Here is a 15,289-nt window from a genome sequence, read left to right as displayed (position 1 = left end):
CTGCCATCCGGCCGGCGGCGCGGCGGGCGGCGCGCGGCCGCGTTCGATGCCAGGGTGGACCCATGAGCGACGAGCAATGGTTCTACTGCCTCAAGCACAACACCGTGGAGACGCAGGACGGCTGCCGGGCCGCCGACCGCCTCGGCCCGTACCCGGACCGGGAGACGGCCGCGCGTGCCCTCGAGATCGCCCGCGAGCGGACCGAGGCCGAGGACCGCAAGGACCGGCAGTGGAAGGAGGGCGACGCCTGAGCGCCTGCTAGCGCCCCGGGTCGTGCGGCGCCGCGGCCCGCTCGGTGTCGGCGTTCCAGCTGCGGGCCAGTGCGGCGACCTTGTCGGTGAAGTCCCGCGCCGCGACCGGTGGTTCCTCGGCGCGCCCCGCGGCAGCACCGACCAGGAACGCCGTGCGCCCGGCGGCCTCGGGGCCGACCCGGTCGGCCACGAGCCCGGTCAGCTCCGCCACGGCGTCGAGTCCCTGCGCGCTCTCGATCGTCCCGTGCAGGCCCAGCTCGCGCTCGACCGCGCCCAGCCAGACCCCGATCTCCTCGTGGGTAGCCATGCTCCACGGGTTCCCGGGAGATCGGGGGTCCAATCCGGGCGCGGTCAGCGCTCCACGATCAGCACGTGCAGCGTCCGCGGGCCGTGCACGCCCTCGACCCGGTCCAGCTCGATGTCGCTGGTCGCGCTCGGCCCGCTGATCCAGGTGAGCGGGCACCGCGGGTCGAGCACCGCGACCGCCGCCGGCACGTCCGGGACGACCTGGTCGCCCCGGACGACGCAGACGTGCAGGTCCGGGACGAGGGTCGCGGCCCGGCGGCCCTGGCCCTCGCCGTGGTCGAGGACGATCGTGCCGGTCTCGGCGATCCCGACCGCGGCCGTCGACAGGACGCCGTCGCAGCGGTCCAGCTCGGACACCGCGACGTCCGGGCCGTCCGGGACCACCTCGACGTCGCCGGGGACCAGCGCCGCCGGGAAGCCGGGCGGCACCAGGATCCGCAGCGGGCCGCTCCCGGCCTGCGGGGTGCGGCCCGCCAGCGCGCCCGCGACCCGCTGCGCGGCCGCCGCCGCGGTGGTCCGCTCGACGACGGCCCGGTAGTCGGCGACCCGCTCGGCGAACAGCTCCACGACCTGCTCGTGGGGGAGCGTGTCCTGCTGTGCCGGCCGGACCACGGGGACGTCGAGCACCGGCTCGACGTCGGGCACGTCGGCCAGTGCCCGGCGGGCCTTCTGCAGGATCACCTCGCGCGCGCTCACGCCTCGTCCCTCCCCGTCCGCTCCCACCAGGCCCGGAACGACTCCTCGGCCGGGACCGGCACGTCCCGCGAGTCCGACCAGGCACTCGCCGGCCCGGGCACGGCGCCGAGCACGGTCCGCCCGCCCGGCGCGGGCCGGCCGAGCTTCGCGGCCAGCCGCCCGCCGAGCCCGGCGGCCCGCTCGGCCGCGCCGGTGCGGGCCGCCGAAGACAGCGTCCACGACGCGGCCTTCATGGCCATGTCCTGCACCGACGGGACCCGCCGGTGCTCGCGGTGGGCGTCGACGACCTCGCTGCGCAGGTGCACGAGGACCTCGGGGATGTCGATGCGGACCGGGCAGACCTCGAAGCACGCCCCGCAGAGGCTGGAGGCGTAGGGCAGTGAGTCGGTCTGCGGGTCGGTGCCGACGCCGCGCAGCTGCGGGGTGAGGATCGCCCCGATCGGGCCCGGGTACACCGACCCGTAGGCGTGCCCGCCGGTGCGCTCGTAGACCGGGCACACGTTGAGGCAGGCCGAGCAGCGGATGCAGCGCAGGGCCTGGCGCCCGGTCCGGTCGGCGAGGACGTCGGTGCGGCCGTTGTCGAGCAGCACCACGTGGACCTCCTGCGGCCCGTCGCCGGGGGTGACGCCGGTCCAGGTGGAGGTGTAGGGGTTCATCCGCTCCCCGGTGGAGGAGCGGGGGAGCAGCTGCAGCATCACGTCGAGGTCGGCGAAGGTGGGCAGCACCTTCTCGATGCCGACCACGGAGATCAGCACCTCGGGCAGGGTCAGGCACATGCGGCCGTTGCCCTCGGACTCGACGACGGTGAGCGTGCCGGTCTCGGCGACGGCGAAGTTCGCCCCGGACACCGCCACCCGGGCGCGCAGGAACTTCTCGCGCAGGTGTTCCCGCGCGGCGGCGGCGAGCCGCCGGGGGTCGTCGGTGAGGTCCGCCGGTGCGGCGCGGCCTGCGCTGCCCATCTCCCGCAGGAAGATCTCGCGGATCTCGGCGCGGTTGCGGTGGATGGCCGGGACCAGGATGTGGCTGGGGAGGTCGTCACCGAGCTGGACGATCAGCTCGGCCAGGTCGGTCTCCCAGGCGTGGATGCCGGCGTTCTCGAGCGCGGAGTTGAGGTCGATCTCCTGGGTGGCCATCGACTTGACCTTGACGACCTCGTCGGTGCCGTGCGCCTTCGCGAGGCCGACCACGATCGCGTTGGCCTCGGCCGCGTCGCGGGCCCAGTGCACGGTCGCCCCGGCGGCGGTCAGCGAGCGCTCCAGCTGCTCCAGGTAGTCGGGCAGGTGACGCAGCACCCGGTCCTTGATCGCCGCGCCGGCCAGGCGCAGCTGCTCCCACTCGTCGACCTCGCCGACGACGCCGGCCCGCTTGCCGCGGATGGTGCCGGTGGCGTGCGCGAGGTTGCGGCGCAGCTGGGAGTCCTCCAGCGCGGCCCGGGCCGCGGTGGGGAACGCCGGGGTGCCGAGGAAGGTGCCGCTCATCGGGTCACCGCCTCGGGTGTCACGGCGGTCCGGGCATCGGGGGTGGCGCTGCCGACGCTGTGCGGGCCCGCGGCCCGCTCGGCGCGGCCGGAGATCACCGGCTCGGTGGCGGCGAGGACCTCGGCCAGGTGCATCACCCGGACTCCGGAGCGCTGCCGGGACAGCAGCCCGCTGATGTGCATCAGGCACGAGTTGTCGCCGGCGACGAGCACCTCCGCGCCGGTGGAGCGGACGTGGTGGGCCTTGTCGTTGCCCATCGCGATCGAGGTCTCGGCGTTCTTCACCGCGAACGTGCCACCGAACCCGCAGCACTCGCTCGCGCCCGGCAGCTCGAGCAGGGTCAGGCCGCGCACCGCGCGCAGCAGCCGCACCGGCCGGTCACGGACCCCGAGCATCCGCAGCGAGTGGCAGGTCGGGTGGTAGGTGACCCGGTGCGGGAAGTACGCGCCCACGTCGGTCACCCCCAGCACGTCGACGAGGTACTCGGTCAGCTCGTAGGTCGGCGGCGCCTGCTCGACGCCGCGGACCAGACCCGGGTCGCCCGAGCGGCGGGCGACCAGGTGGTGCTGGTGGCGCACCGACCCGGCGCACGACCCGGACGGCGTGACGATCGCGTCGCACCCGTCGAACGCGTCGAGATGGTTGCGGACCAGCGGCACCGCGTCGTCCAGGTACCCGGTGTTGACCATCGGCTGCCCGCAGCAGGTCTGCGCGGCGGGGAACTCGACGTCGACGCCGAGCCGGCGCAGCAGGGTGACCACGGCCCGGCCGGTGTCCGGGAACAGGGCGTCGTTGAGACAGGTGATCATCAGGCCGACGCGGGGCATGGGGCCTCCGGAGACGTGGTGGGCGGAGGGTCGGGACCCGCTCACCGTAGCCGGGGCGCCCGGTCCGGACCGGTCATAGGTATCGCCTACGGGTGGGTTACCCAACCGGTCTTTGCCGGACCGGTGCCCCGAGCAGCATGGTGAGTCGGGCCACCGCCCGGCGCACCCACCAGGGGCCGACCGGCGGACCCGGAGTGGCCACGTGGAGGAGGACAACGTTGTCCGTGAACAAGCTCGGTTCTGCCCCGCCGGCGGTCGACCCGTCGGACGGGAAGACGCGGGTCACGGCGTGGAGCTTCACCACGCTGCTGGTCCTGCTCTACATCGTCAACTGGGGGGACAAGGCGGTGCTGGGCCTCGCCGCCCAGCCGCTCGCCAAGGAGCTCGGGCTCAGCGCCTCCCAGATCGGCCTGGTCGGCAGCGCCTTCTTCCTGACGTTCACCCTCGGCGGGTTCTTCGCCGGCCTGCTCGACCGGTGGATGACGCTCAAGTGGTCGCTGGCGCTGCTGGCCATCGGCTGGTCGGTGGCGATGCTGCCGGTCGTCGTGTCCGCCACGTTCTCTGTCCTGCTGGTCAGCCGGATGCTGCTCGGCCTGCTCGAGGGACCGTCGTCGGCGCTGCTGCACACCGCGGCCTACTCCTGGCACCCCCGTGAGAAGCGCGGGGTCCCGTCGGCCTGCCTCACCGCGGCGGCCTCGATCGCGAAGATCGTCATCGCGCCCGCGCTGGCGCTGCTGATGGCCTCCTACGGCTGGCGTGCCGCGTTCGTGGCGCTCGCGCTGTCCGGCCTGGTGTGGCTGGTGGTCTGGCTGCCGACGTGGCGGCCCGGCCCGCACGGCGAGGACCGGTCCCCGCAGGCCGCCGAGGACGGCGGGCCCACCGTGCCGTGGGTGAAGGTGATCACCGCCCCGACCTTCCTCGGCGGCATCCTCGCGGTGCTGGGCATGTACGCGCTGGTCTCCGTCGTGCTCACCTGGCTGCCGTCGTACTTCGAGGTCGGCCTGGGCTACACCCGGGTGCAGGCCGGCACGATGTTCGGGTTCCCCAGCATCGCCAGCCTCGTGCTGATGTTCCTGCTCACCGGGGTGAGCGACCGGCTGATCAGCCGCGGCGCGACCTCGCGGATCGTGCGCGGTGTCGTGCCCGCGGTCGGCCTGCTGGTGTGCGGTGCCGCGATGACCCTGCTGCCGATGATCGGGACGCCGTGGGTGGCGGTGGCCGTCGTGTCCGTCGGCTACGCGTTCGGCGCCAGCATCTTCCCGCTGTTCAACGCGGGGCTCGCCGAGATCGTCCCGCCCAGGCAGCTGGCCGGCACCCTCGGCGTGTTCCTCGCCGTCATGTCGGTCGGCGGCCTGGTCGGGCCCTACGTCACCGGCCTGATCGTGGACGCGGCCGCCGGCCCGGCCGAGGGCTACGCCGCCGCGTTCCAGGTCTTCGGGGTCGTCGCGATCGTCGGCGCCGTCGTCGCCCTGCTGACGGTCAACCCGGAACGCGACCGGGCCCGCCTCATGGGGACCGCGTCCTGACCTCCCGTCCCCGACGAGCCCACCCGACCCAGGAGCACGAGCACCCGTGAAGCGCACCATCTTCGACGACGACCACGAGGCCTTCCGCGACACCGTCCGCCGCTTCTTCTCCAAGGACGTCGCCCCGGAGTTCCCGGAGTGGGAGAAGGCCGGCCACCCGCCCCGGGACTTCTACACCCGCGCCGGTGAGCTGGGGATCATCGGCATCCAGGTCCCCGAGGAGTACGGCGGCGGCGGGGTCGCGTCGTACAAGTTCAACGCGATCGTCACCGAGGAGTCGGTCCGGGCGAACATCAACCTCGGCCCGCTCCGCGTTCACATGGACCTCGTGCTGCCCTACCTCCTGCGCTACTGCACCGAGGAGCAGCGGCAACGCTGGCTGCCGTCCTTCGCCACCGGGGAGCTCCTCACCGCGATCGCGATGACCGAGCCGGGCACCGGGTCGGACCTGGCCGGCATCGCGACGACCGCCCGGCGCGACGGCGACCACTACGTGCTCAACGGCAGCAAGACGTTCATCACCGGCGGCTACAACGCCGACCGGGTGCTCGTCGTGGCCCGGACCTCGCCGCCGTCACCGGAGAACCGCCGGACCGGGCTCAGCATCCTGGTCGTGGACACCCGCTCGCCCGGCTACCAGGTGGGCCGGATCCTCGACAAGATCGGCCTCAAGGCCCAGGACACCTGCGAGCTGTCCTTCGACGACGTGCGGGTCCCGGCCGAGGACCTGCTCGGCGAGGAGGGCCACGCGTTCTCCTACCTCAGCCACAACCTGCCCCAGGAACGGCTGACCATCGCCGTGGGCGCCTGGTCCGCCGCCTCCCACGCGGTCGACCTCGCCCGGGAGTACACCGGCGAGCGCACCGTGTTCGGCCGGACCGTCGCCGAGTTCCAGAACACCAAGTTCGTCCTGGCCGAGTGCGCCGTCGACGTGAGCGCCGGCCAGGCGCTGCTGGACCAGGCCCTGGAGGCGCACGACCGGGACGAGCTGTCCCCGGCGGACGCGGCCGGCGTCAAGCTGTGGATGACCGAGATGCAGGCCCGGGTCGTCGACAAGTGCCTCCAGCTGCACGGCGGCTACGGCTACATGACCGAGTACCCGATCGCCCGGCTCTACGCCGACGCGCGGGTCAGCCGGATCTACGGCGGCACCAGCGAGGTCATGAAGACGATCGTCGCGAAGTCGATGGGGCTGTGAGGGTGACCGGCGCGACGACCTCGACGCGCGGGTACTGGCCCGACGGCCTGCCCCGCCACCTCGACTACCCCCGCGTGACCGTCGGCGAGCTCCACGCGTCGACCGCGGCGACGTACGGCGACCGCGTGGCCCTGCGGGACGGCGAGCAGACCCTGACGTTCGCCGAGCTCCACGCCCGGGCCTGCGCGGTCGCGCACGGGCTGCGGGCCGCCGGGGTCCGCGACCGGGACGTGGTCGTGCTGCACCTGCCGAACTCGCTGTGGTTCATGCCCTGCTACTACGGCATCCTGCTCGCCGGTGCGGTGGTCTCGCCGACCAACCCGCTGCAGCCGGCGCCCGGCCTGCGCGCGCAGATCGAGGAGACCGGCGCGGTGGCGGCGATCTCGCACGCCGACCACGTCGGCGTGCTCCAGGAGGCGCGCGCGGGCACCCGGCTCGACACCGTGGTGGTGGTGCCGGGCACCGCGGCGGCGCCGGCGTCCGCGGCCGGGCCCGACGGCGGGACGGTCGCGCTGGCCGACTTCGTGGCCGGCCACCCGGCGACCGCGCCGCGGACCGGGATCGGGCCCGACGACGTCGCGCACCTCGCCTACACCGGCGGCACCACCGGGGTGCCGAAGGCGGTGCGGGTGCTGCACCGCAACGTCATCGCGAACGTCGCCCAGATGACCGGCTGGCGGGCCGCGCACGCGATCACCGGCGGCACGGACGGCGGCTGCACGCTGACACCGTTCGAGGACGCACCGGACACCGGGGTGACACCCGGCGACGCGGTCACGATCGTGGTCTCCCCGATGTTCCACGCCCACGCATTGATCAACTCCAACTTCCTGCTCACCTGCGGGACCACGCTGGTGCTGCTCGGCCGGTTCTCGGCACCCCGGATGCTGGAGCTGATCGAGCGCGAACGGGCCACCTACGTCACCGGCAGCCCGACGATGTGGCACGCCCTGACCGGCTGCCCGGACGCCGCCACCCGGGACCTGAGCTCCCTGCGCGTGGTGTCGTCCGGGGCCGCGCCGATCGACCCGTCCACCATGGACGCGCTGGAGCGGATCTTCCCGGCGGCGACCGTCGTCGAGGGCTACGGGCTCACCGAGAGCACCTGCCTGGTCTCGGCGCTACCGGTGTCCCGCGGTGCCCGGCGCAAGGCCGGCAGCGTCGGGCTCCCGGTCTTCGACACCCGCGTCGAGATCCGTGCCCTGGCGCCCGGTGACCCGCCGCCCGGGCCCGGCGAGCGCGGCCAGCTGTGGGTCAGCGGGCCCCAGGTCACCGACGGCTACCTCGACCGGCCGGAGGCCACGGCCGAGCAGTTCGTGGACGGCTGGCTGGCGACCGGCGACATCGCCTACGCCGACGAGGACGGCTTCCTGTACATCTGCGACCGCGCGAAGGACATGCTGATCTACAAGGGATACAACGTGTACCCGCGGGCGCTGGAGGACCTCCTGGTCACCCATCCCGACGTCGACGCCGCCGCGGTCGTCGGCCGGGACGTGCCCTCCGTCGGCCAGGAGCCGGTCGCGTTCGTCGTGCCCGCCGCCGGACGGCGGCCCGACCCCGGCGAGCTGCTCGCCCACGTCGCCGCGCAGGTGCTGCCGTACCAGAAGATCCGTGCGGTGCACCTCGTGGACCGGCTGCCGAGCACCGCCGCCGGGAAGATCCTCAAGACCGAGCTGCGCGAGCAGGCGAACGCGCAGCCGACGGGCTGAGCGCCACCCGACCCGCCCCCGCCGCACGTCCGCACCACGAAAGGGCCGCGATGCGCCTTGAAGGACTCACCACCGCCGTCACCGGAGGCGCCTCCGGCCTCGGTCTCGCCACCGCCCGGCGGCTGGTCAAGCAGGGCGGCCGGGTCACGATCGTCGACCTGCCCGGCTCCGGCGGCGAGCAGGTCGCCGCCGAGCTCGGGGAGCAGGCGTCGTTCGCCCCGGCCGACGTGACCGACGCCGACCAGTTCGCCGCCGCGCTCGACGCGGCGGACGCCCGCGGCGGGCTGCGCGGGCTGGTGCACTGCGCCGGCGCCGGGCGGCGGATGCGCATCCTCGACCGGGACGGGAACCCGGGCTCGCTCGAGGACTTCGAGTTCGTGATCCGGCTCAACCTGATCGGCTCGTTCAACGCCCTGCGCCTCGGGGCCGCCCGGATGGCCCGGCACGACGCCGTGGACGGCGAGCGCGGCGCGATCGTCCTCACCGCGTCGGTCGCCGCGACCGACGGCCAGATCGGACAGATCAACTACACCGCGGCGAAGGCCGGCGTCGTCGGGATGACGCTGAACGCGGCCCGGGACCTGGCCGGCCGGAACATCCGCGTGTGCACGGTCGCGCCCGGCATCATGGACACCCCGCTGCTGGCGCGCCTGCCCGAGGAGGTGCGGGCCTCGCTGGAGGCGACCGTGCCGCACCCGGCACGGCTCGGCCACGTCGACGAGTTCGCGCAGCTGGCCACCACGATCCTGGAGAACGGCTACCTGAACGGCGAGACGATCCGCCTCGACGGTGCCATCCGGATGGCACCCCGCTGAGCCCACCCCGGCGCGGACACCCGCGCCGACCCGTTCGGACGGCGCCCGCCGGCCCGCATCCGCTGGGTAGCCTGGCGCGGTGGACGTGCACCACCTGCGGTACTTCCTGGCGGTCGTCGACCACGACAGCGTCAGCGCCGCCGCGTCCGCGCTCGGGGTCGCCGCGCCGACCATCTCGCAGGCGACCCGGGCCCTGGAGCGCGAGCTCGGGACCCCGCTGTTCCACCGGATCGGCCGCGGCATGGTGCCCACCTCGGCCGGGCAGGCCCTGGTCGGTCCGGCGCGGCGGATCCTGCGGGGCATCGTCGCCGCCGAGGGTGCGGTCCGGGACCGGGAGGGGCAGCTGCGGGGCAGGCTCGACATCTTCGCGATCCCCGCGCTCGCGGTCGGCAGGCTGCCCGCCCTGGTGGCGGAGTACCGCAGGCGCTACCCGAAGGTCCCGATCAGCATCGGCAAGCTGTCCGACGAGGCGTCGATCGCGGCCCTGCTGCGCAGCGGCCGGTGCGAGATCGTGGTCACCCACCTCCCGCTGGTCGACACCCGGCCCGGCCACCCGGCCGACGACCAGGACCTCGGTGTGCTCGAGCTCGGCGCGCAGGAGTACTGGATGGCCTTCCCCGCGGACCACACGATCCCGGACCACGACCCGATCCGGTGGGACGAGATCCCGGACGACCCGCTGGTGGTCGTGCCCCCCGGCGGCTCGCACGTCGGGGAGATCGAACGGACGATGGCGGCGGCCGGCCGGATCAGGCCACCCGCCGCCGTGCTGCACAACCGGGAGGCCCGGCTCGCGTTCGCGCTCGCCGGGGTGGGGGGAACCTTCATCGAGCGGTCGCTGGCCGGCGAGGCCAGGGCCCAGGGGGCGCAGGTGCGCGCGTTCACGCCGCCCCTGAGCCGGCCGTACGGGCTGGTCTTCGACCACGACGGCCTGTCGCCGGCCGCGGCGGCCTTCGTCGCGCTCGCCCGCGCCGGCGGGAACGGCTCAGGGGCCTGCGGCGGTGGCGCGGGCGACCTCGAGGAACGCCGACGCCGCGGGTGAGAGCCCGCCGGGCCGGTACACGAGCCCGATCCGGCGGAGCACCTCGGGATCGGTGGCCCGGTGCTCCACGCCGCGCAGGACCCGCCGGGCGAGCTGCGCGGGAAGGAAGGTGGCCCCGGCGCCCTGCATGACCAGCTCCCAGATGGCCTGCCGGTGGGCACACCGGATCGCGCCCGCACCGACCACGTCGCGGAGCTCCGGATCCGCGATCACCGCGGTCAGCCGGTCGCCCACCTCGAGCACGAGCGGGAGGGTGTGGGCCTGCTCGAGCGGGAACGGGTCGGGCAGGTCGCGGGCCAGCTCCGGGGTCGCGGCGAGCACGACCCGCTGGGTCCACAGGTGCTCGGTCGCCAGCGCGTCGGCCCTGGCCGGCAGCGACGTCAGGCCGAGCTCGGCCCGCCCCTGGCGGACCTCGGCCACGACGCCCGCCGGGCTGCCGGGGTCGGTGACGTGGACCTGGACCCCCGGGTGCGTCAGCCGCAGCTCGTGGACGAGACCGGGCAGGGGATCGACGGACAGCGCAGCCATGGCGGCCACGTGGAGGCGTCCCGCCCGTAGATCGCGGACCGCGCCGACCTTGGCGCGCGCCTGTGCCGCCTCGCGCAGCACCCGGCGCGCCGGTTCCTGGAACGCGGCCCCGGCCGGGGTGAGCCGGAGCCGGCGGCTGCCCCGGTCGAACAGCGGCACTCCCAGCTCGTTCTCGAGGCTGCGGATGGCGGCGGACAGCGACGGCTGGGAGATGTAGAGCGCGTGGGCGGCGCGGGTGATCCCCCCGTGGTCGATCACCGCCACGAAGTACTCCACCAGCCTGAGGTCCACCGGGTGAACCCTAACCGGCGTCAGCGGGCGAGCGCGGCGACGTGTTCGAGCCGGTCGACCGCGGCACGGTGCAGCCGCAGCCCGGTCTCGGGGGCGGCCTGCCCGGTCAGGGACCGCACGTAGGTCCCCTCGACCACGATCGCGAACTTGAACCCGGCCAGCACCGTGTACCAGTCGACGGCCGAGACGTCCCGGTCGCCGTGCCGGGCGTAGGCGGCGACGAGCTCGTCGCGGGACGGCAGGCCGCCGAGCCGGGCGAGCGGCCCACCGGCGACGGGGTCGGGCCCGTCGTCCGGCCACGTCACCAGCAGCCAGCCGAGGTCGAGCAGGGGATCACCGACCGTGCACATCTCCCAGTCCACGATGGCCGCCACCCGCGGTGCCGTGCGGTCGAACAGCACGTTGTTGAGGTGGTAGTCGCCGTGCACCAGGCCGGGCCGGGCCGGCGGCGGGCGGTGCTCCTCCAGCCACGCCGCGAGCACGTCCACGTGCGGGAGCCGCTGCCCGCGGTACCCGGGGACCTCGTCGTAGGAGGCCAGGTGGTCCAGCCACCGGGGCACCTGCCGCGCGAGGAAGCCCTCGGGACGGCCCAGGTCGCCGAGCCCCACCGCCTCGTGGTCGACGGCGGCGAGCCGCGCCAGCGCCGCTGCCGTGTCCAGCGCGGCGGCGTGCCGGGCCGCCGGGTCGCCGGTGTAGAGGGGTCCGAGACCGTCACCGGGGTTGTCGCCGTCGACGGCCTCCATCAGGTAGAACACGCAGCCCAGGACAGCGGGATCGGTGCATCCGGCCACGAACGCCGGGTGCGCGACGCCGGTGCCGGCCAGCGCGGACAGCACCTGCATCTCGCGGCGCAGCGTCCGGTCGCTGCCCGGCCGCGGGTGCTCCGGCGGGCGGCGCAGGACGAGGTCACGGCCTGCCCAGGTCAGGCGCAGCACGACGTTCTGGGTGCCGCCACCGATCCGCGCGACACCGGTCACCGGCCCCTCGGGCAGCCCGGCGTCGCGGCCCCACCGCACCAGGGCGTCGAGGTCGACGAGGCTGGGGGGCAACCACTCCGGCTGGGTCGTCGTGGGCACCCGGGCACCCTACGAGCAGTGGCGGCGCCGCGTCGCCGTTCCGTGGCCGGGCCGGGCCCTGCCGTTGAAGGACCCCACAACGGCCGGGCCCGGCCGGGCGTGACACCGGGCGGCCGGCGGTCGAGAGTGCCGCCCATGACCGGCACCCGCGAGACGCCTGCCCGCACCGGCCCGGCCGTCGGGCTCTGGTACGACTTCCGCAACCCGGACCCGGAGCGCCCGTTCGGAGCGTTCTACGGCGAGGTGCTCGACCAGGTCGCCTGGGCCGAGCAGAAGGGGATCGACTCGGTGTGGCTGACCGAGCACCACTTCTGCGACGACGGCTACAGCCCGTCCCCGTTCGTGCTCGCGTCGGCGATCGCGCAGCGCACCGCCCGGATGCGGATCGGCACCAACCTGATCGTCTCACCGCTGCACGACCCGGTCCGCCTCGCCGAGGACTCGGCGACCCTGTCGCTGCTGTCCGGCGGGCGGTTCGACCTCGGCGTCGGCCAGGGCTACTGGGCCCGGGAGTTCGAGGCGTTCGGGCGGAAGATCACCCAGCGACCCAGCCTGCTGGAGGAGGGCGTGGAGCTGATCCGCCGGGCCTGGTCGGGGTCGGCCGCGGGCTTCGAGGGGCGCCGCTACCGGCTCCCGCCGCTGCCGGTCACCCCGGCCCCCGAGACCCCGCCGCAGCTGCTGGTCGGGGCGATGGCCGGCCCCGCCATCGAACGGGCCGCCCGGATCGCGGACGGGTTCCTCTCCACGCAGAACACCCACCACGCGTCCTACCTGGACGCGGTGGAACGGACCGGCGGCTCCCGGGCGGACGCCCGGATCTACGCCGGGCAGTGGACGATCGTGGCCGACGACCCGGAGCGGGAGTGGGCCCGGATCGGGCACCACGCCCTCTACCAGCTCAACGAGTACATCTCGTGGGGCGCGTTCGGCCCGCCGGACCAGGTGCCGCGGTTCACCGACCCGGCCCAGATCGTCGAGGCGGGCGCCTACCGGCTGATGGACGCGCCGGCGGCCGTCGACCACCTCGCCGGCCTGCTGCGCGAGACCCCGCAGATCCGCGACGTGCATTTCTGGGCGATGCTGCCCGGCGAGCCGGTGGACAGCGGCTCGGAGCGGATCGCCTACCTGGCGGACAAGGTCGTCCCCGCACTCCGGGAGCGGCTGGCGGCATGACCGGGCTGCTCGTCACCGCGTTCGCCGAGCGGGCGCGGCGGCACCACCCGCACCGGGAGATCGTGGACCACGTCCGCGGCGCGGAGGTGCTCCGCTACGACTACGCGCGCTACGGCGAGCGCGTCGCGCGGCTCGCCGGGGCACTGCGGCGCCTCGGCGTGCGACCGGGGGACCGGGTGGGCTCGCTGTGCTGGAACCACCACCGCCACCTCGAGCTCTACGCGGCCGTCCCGCTGGCCGGGGCCGTGCTGCACACGCTCAACCTCCGGCTGTCCGCGGAGGAGATCGCCTACATCGCCGGGCACGCCGACGACCGCCTGATCGTCGCGGACGCCGACCTGGTGCACCTGCTCGACGGGGTGCGGCCGGACCTCGGCGTGCTCGACTCCGGCACCGGTCTCGAGGCCCTCGTCGCCGAGGGCCCGCCGCTGGAGGCGCCGCCGGACCGGGACGAGGACGACCTCGCCGTGCTCTGCTACACCTCGGGCACCACCGGGCGCCCCAAGGGGGTGGGCTACACCCATCGCGGCTTGTACCTGCACACGTTCGCCGCCTGCCTGGCCGACGGCCACGCGATCTCGGCCCGGGACACCGTATTGCACGTGGTGCCGCTGTTCCACGCGAACGCCTGGGGCGTGCCGTTCGCCGCGACGATGGCCGGGGCGAAGCAGGTCCTGCCCGGGCCGCACCCGACGGTCGCGGAGATCGCCGGGATCGTGGAGCGCGAGCGGGTCACCTACCTCGGGATGGTCCCGACGGTCGCGACCGACCTGCTGGCGCACGTACGTGCGGAGGGCACCGACGTGAGCTCGCTGCGCGCGCTCGTGCTCGGCGGCTCGACCCCGCCCGCGGAGCTGATCCGGGCCTGGGAGGAGCTCGGCGTCCCGGTGTTCCAGGGCTGGGGGATGACCGAGATCTCGCCGATGGCGACGTTCACCCGGGACCCCGACCCGCCGGCCGACCTCGACGAACGCGTCCGCCGGACCCGCACCCAGGGCCGGCTGCTGCCCGGGCTGGAGTGGCGGATCGTCGACGACGACGGGGCCGAGCTGCCGTGGGACGGGGTCGCCTCCGGCGAGCTGCTGGTGCGGGGACCGTGGGTGGCGACGTCGTACTACCTCGGTGAGGCGCCCGAGCGGTTCACCGACGGCTGGCTGCGCACCGGCGACGTCGCGACGATCGACCGGGACGGCCGGCTGCGGATCGTGGACCGGGTCAAGGACCTGATCAAGAGCGGCGGCGAGTGGATCAGTTCGACGGCGCTGGAGGAGGCGTTGCTCGCCGACCCCGACGTCGTCGACGCGGCGGTGGTCGCGGTGCCGCACCGGCGGTGGCAGGAACGCCCGCTGGCCGTCGTCGTCCCGCGCGGGGACGCCCGGGTCACCGGTGCGCAGCTGCGGGACCGGCTGGCCGAGCGGGTGCCGCGGTGGTGGCTGCCCGAGGATGTCGTGACGGTCGGCGCGCTGCCCCGCACCAGCGTCGGGAAGACGGACAAGCGGCGGCTGCGCGCGCAGTACGCCGGCACGACCGGGAAGGAGTGATCGACATGGCGTTCCTCGAGGTGGAGGACGGCAAGCGGGTCTACTACGAGCACCACGCGGCCGACGGCAGGCCGGTCGTGCTCGTGCACGGCTGGGCGGCGAACGCGCGCTGCTGGGACACGACGCTGCTCGCGTTGCGCGCGGCCGGGCACCCGGTCGTCACGCTCGAGCACCGGGCGTGCGGCCGCTCCGACAAGGACTTCGCAGACACCTCGATCGGCGCGATCGCCGCTGACGTCGTCGCGCTGGTGGAGCACCTGGGCCTGCGCGAGCCGGTGCTGAACGGCTGGTCGCTGGGCGGTGCGGTGGTCGTGGAGGCCGGCCGGCGGCTGGGTGCGAACCTGGGCGGGCTGGTGCTGACCGGTGGTGCGACCCCGCGGTACACCGCCGCGGAGGGCTGGCCGTACGGGGGAACCCCCGCCGACGTCGAGGGCGTCCTCGCCGGGCTGGCCGCCGACCGGCCGGGGACCTTCCGCGCCGTCGCCGATGCGGTCTGCGTGAAGCCGGTCGGCGAGCCGGTCGTGCAGAGCATCTGGCAGGCCTTCCTGGAGTGCGGGCCGGGGGCCGACGCGACCCTGCGCGACCTCGCGCACGTCGACCAGCGGGAGATCCTGCCGGCGCTGAGCTGCCCGGTCCTGCTGCTGTGCGGGCGCGAGGACGGCTTCGTCCCGTTCGACGCGGTCGCGGCGTCCCAGTCCCTGTTCCCGGACGCGCACCTGGTGGAGTTCGGCGGTGTCGGCCATGCGCCGTTCCTGGAGGACGGCGAGACCTACCGGTCCGAGCTGCTGGCGTTCCTGTCCCGCACGGGCCGCTGACCGTGGGCCGGACC

Annotated in this window: 15 protein-coding genes; 9 read left to right on the top strand and 6 right to left on the bottom strand. The window is 74.6% G+C overall.

From position 1 onward, the window contains the following. Nucleotides 1-62: 62 nt before the first annotated feature. A complete protein-coding gene (locus H7X46_RS17055; protein ID WP_186360352.1) occupies nt 63-251 on the top strand; it encodes a hypothetical protein in 189 nt (62 codons plus the stop codon). 7 nt (nt 252-258) lie between these two features. Here the strand turns inward: H7X46_RS17055 and H7X46_RS17050 are convergent, their stop codons facing one another. Genes H7X46_RS17050 through H7X46_RS17035 form a run of 4 tightly spaced genes read right to left on the bottom strand, consistent with a single transcriptional unit; the run spans nt 259 to nt 3,558 of the window. Beyond that, the gene (locus H7X46_RS17050) at nt 259-558 is read right to left on the bottom strand and encodes a DUF6457 domain-containing protein (protein ID WP_186360351.1); all 300 of its coding nucleotides are present in this window, start codon (nt 556-558) and stop codon (nt 259-261) included. A gap of 44 nt (nt 559-602) precedes the next feature. Beyond that, complete coding sequence (locus tag H7X46_RS17045; RefSeq protein ID WP_186360350.1) at nt 603-1,253, bottom strand: LUD domain-containing protein; 651 nt, start codon at nt 1,251-1,253, stop codon at nt 603-605. Then, the gene (locus tag H7X46_RS17040) at nt 1,250-2,731 is read right to left on the bottom strand and encodes a lactate utilization protein B (RefSeq protein ID WP_186360349.1); all 1,482 of its coding nucleotides are present in this window, start codon (nt 2,729-2,731) and stop codon (nt 1,250-1,252) included. Before H7X46_RS17040 ends, H7X46_RS17045 begins: the two co-directional genes overlap by 4 nt. Beyond that, nucleotides 2,728-3,558 (bottom strand): (Fe-S)-binding protein, encoded by an 831-nt coding sequence (locus H7X46_RS17035; RefSeq protein WP_186360348.1) that lies wholly within the window; start codon nt 3,556-3,558, stop codon nt 2,728-2,730. Before H7X46_RS17035 ends, H7X46_RS17040 begins: the two co-directional genes overlap by 4 nt. 224 nt (nt 3,559-3,782) lie before the next feature. Here H7X46_RS17035 and H7X46_RS17030 point away from each other — a divergent pair, with 224 nt between their 5' ends. The 5 genes from H7X46_RS17030 (at nt 3,783) to H7X46_RS17010 (ending at nt 9,851) form a co-directional block, all read left to right on the top strand. Then, the gene (locus tag H7X46_RS17030; RefSeq protein ID WP_370589075.1) at nt 3,783-5,084 is read left to right on the top strand and encodes an MFS transporter; all 1,302 of its coding nucleotides are present in this window, start codon (nt 3,783-3,785) and stop codon (nt 5,082-5,084) included. A gap of 46 nt (nt 5,085-5,130) precedes the next feature. Continuing rightward, nucleotides 5,131-6,282 carry an acyl-CoA dehydrogenase family protein gene (locus H7X46_RS17025; RefSeq protein ID WP_186360346.1) on the top strand — a complete coding sequence of 384 codons (1,152 nt, stop codon included), beginning with the start codon at nt 5,131-5,133 and terminating at the stop codon, nt 6,280-6,282. A 2-nt stretch (nt 6,283-6,284) separates the two neighbouring features. Continuing rightward, on the top strand, nt 6,285-7,994 hold the full coding sequence (locus tag H7X46_RS17020; RefSeq protein WP_222131336.1) for a class I adenylate-forming enzyme family protein: 1,710 nt from the start codon (nt 6,285-6,287) through the stop codon (nt 7,992-7,994). A 50-nt stretch (nt 7,995-8,044) separates the two neighbouring features. Then, nucleotides 8,045-8,809: an SDR family NAD(P)-dependent oxidoreductase gene (locus H7X46_RS17015; RefSeq protein WP_186360345.1), complete on the top strand. Its 765-nt coding sequence runs from the start codon at nt 8,045-8,047 to the stop codon at nt 8,807-8,809. Nucleotides 8,810-8,888: 79 nt separating this feature from the next. Beyond that, the gene (locus tag H7X46_RS17010; RefSeq protein ID WP_186360344.1) at nt 8,889-9,851 is read left to right on the top strand and encodes a LysR family transcriptional regulator; all 963 of its coding nucleotides are present in this window, start codon (nt 8,889-8,891) and stop codon (nt 9,849-9,851) included. Here the strand turns inward: H7X46_RS17010 and H7X46_RS17005 are convergent. After that, nucleotides 9,795-10,670 carry a LysR family transcriptional regulator gene (locus H7X46_RS17005; protein ID WP_186360343.1) on the bottom strand — a complete coding sequence of 292 codons (876 nt, stop codon included), beginning with the start codon at nt 10,668-10,670 and terminating at the stop codon, nt 9,795-9,797. The genes H7X46_RS17010 and H7X46_RS17005 overlap by 57 nt on opposite strands. Nucleotides 10,671-10,690: 20 nt before the next feature. Next, complete coding sequence (locus tag H7X46_RS17000; RefSeq protein ID WP_186360342.1) at nt 10,691-11,746, bottom strand: phosphotransferase family protein; 1,056 nt, start codon at nt 11,744-11,746, stop codon at nt 10,691-10,693. A gap of 135 nt (nt 11,747-11,881) precedes the next feature. Between H7X46_RS17000 and H7X46_RS16995 the strand changes: the two genes are divergently transcribed. Genes H7X46_RS16995 through H7X46_RS16985 form a run of 3 tightly spaced genes read left to right on the top strand, consistent with a single transcriptional unit; the run spans nt 11,882 to nt 15,275 of the window. Next, on the top strand, nt 11,882-12,919 hold the full coding sequence (locus tag H7X46_RS16995; protein WP_186360341.1) for an LLM class flavin-dependent oxidoreductase: 1,038 nt from the start codon (nt 11,882-11,884) through the stop codon (nt 12,917-12,919). Further along, the gene (locus tag H7X46_RS16990) at nt 12,916-14,460 is read left to right on the top strand and encodes a long-chain-fatty-acid--CoA ligase (protein ID WP_186360340.1); all 1,545 of its coding nucleotides are present in this window, start codon (nt 12,916-12,918) and stop codon (nt 14,458-14,460) included. The genes H7X46_RS16995 and H7X46_RS16990 overlap by 4 nt, the downstream gene beginning before the upstream one ends. A gap of 5 nt (nt 14,461-14,465) precedes the next feature. After that, nucleotides 14,466-15,275, top strand: coding sequence for an alpha/beta fold hydrolase (locus H7X46_RS16985; RefSeq protein WP_186360339.1), 810 nt, complete (start codon nt 14,466-14,468; stop codon nt 15,273-15,275). Nucleotides 15,276-15,289 lie beyond the last annotated feature (14 nt).

This window comes from Pseudonocardia sp. C8 (assembly GCF_014267175.1).
Taxonomy (GTDB): domain Bacteria; phylum Actinomycetota; class Actinomycetes; order Mycobacteriales; family Pseudonocardiaceae; genus Pseudonocardia.
The sequence above is the reverse complement of the archived record's forward strand: the minus strand, read 5'-3'. Positions and strand labels throughout refer to the sequence as shown.

What these genes read in the sequence shown, in the direction of transcription:
- H7X46_RS17055 (WP_186360352.1), top strand. Translation starts at nt 63, where the DNA reads ATGAGCGACGAGCAATGGTTCTACTGCCTCAAGCACAACACCGTGGAG.
- H7X46_RS17050 (WP_186360351.1), bottom strand. Translation starts at nt 558, where the DNA reads ATGGCTACCCACGAGGAGATCGGGGTCTGGCTGGGCGCGGTCGAGCGC.
- H7X46_RS17040 (WP_186360349.1), bottom strand. Translation starts at nt 2,731, where the DNA reads ATGAGCGGCACCTTCCTCGGCACCCCGGCGTTCCCCACCGCGGCCCGG.
- H7X46_RS17035 (WP_186360348.1), bottom strand. Translation starts at nt 3,558, where the DNA reads ATGCCCCGCGTCGGCCTGATGATCACCTGTCTCAACGACGCCCTGTTC.
- H7X46_RS17015 (WP_186360345.1), top strand. Translation starts at nt 8,045, where the DNA reads ATGCGCCTTGAAGGACTCACCACCGCCGTCACCGGAGGCGCCTCCGGC.
- H7X46_RS16995 (WP_186360341.1), top strand. Translation starts at nt 11,882, where the DNA reads ATGACCGGCACCCGCGAGACGCCTGCCCGCACCGGCCCGGCCGTCGGG.
- H7X46_RS16990 (WP_186360340.1), top strand. Translation starts at nt 12,916, where the DNA reads ATGACCGGGCTGCTCGTCACCGCGTTCGCCGAGCGGGCGCGGCGGCAC.
- H7X46_RS16985 (WP_186360339.1), top strand. Translation starts at nt 14,466, where the DNA reads ATGGCGTTCCTCGAGGTGGAGGACGGCAAGCGGGTCTACTACGAGCAC.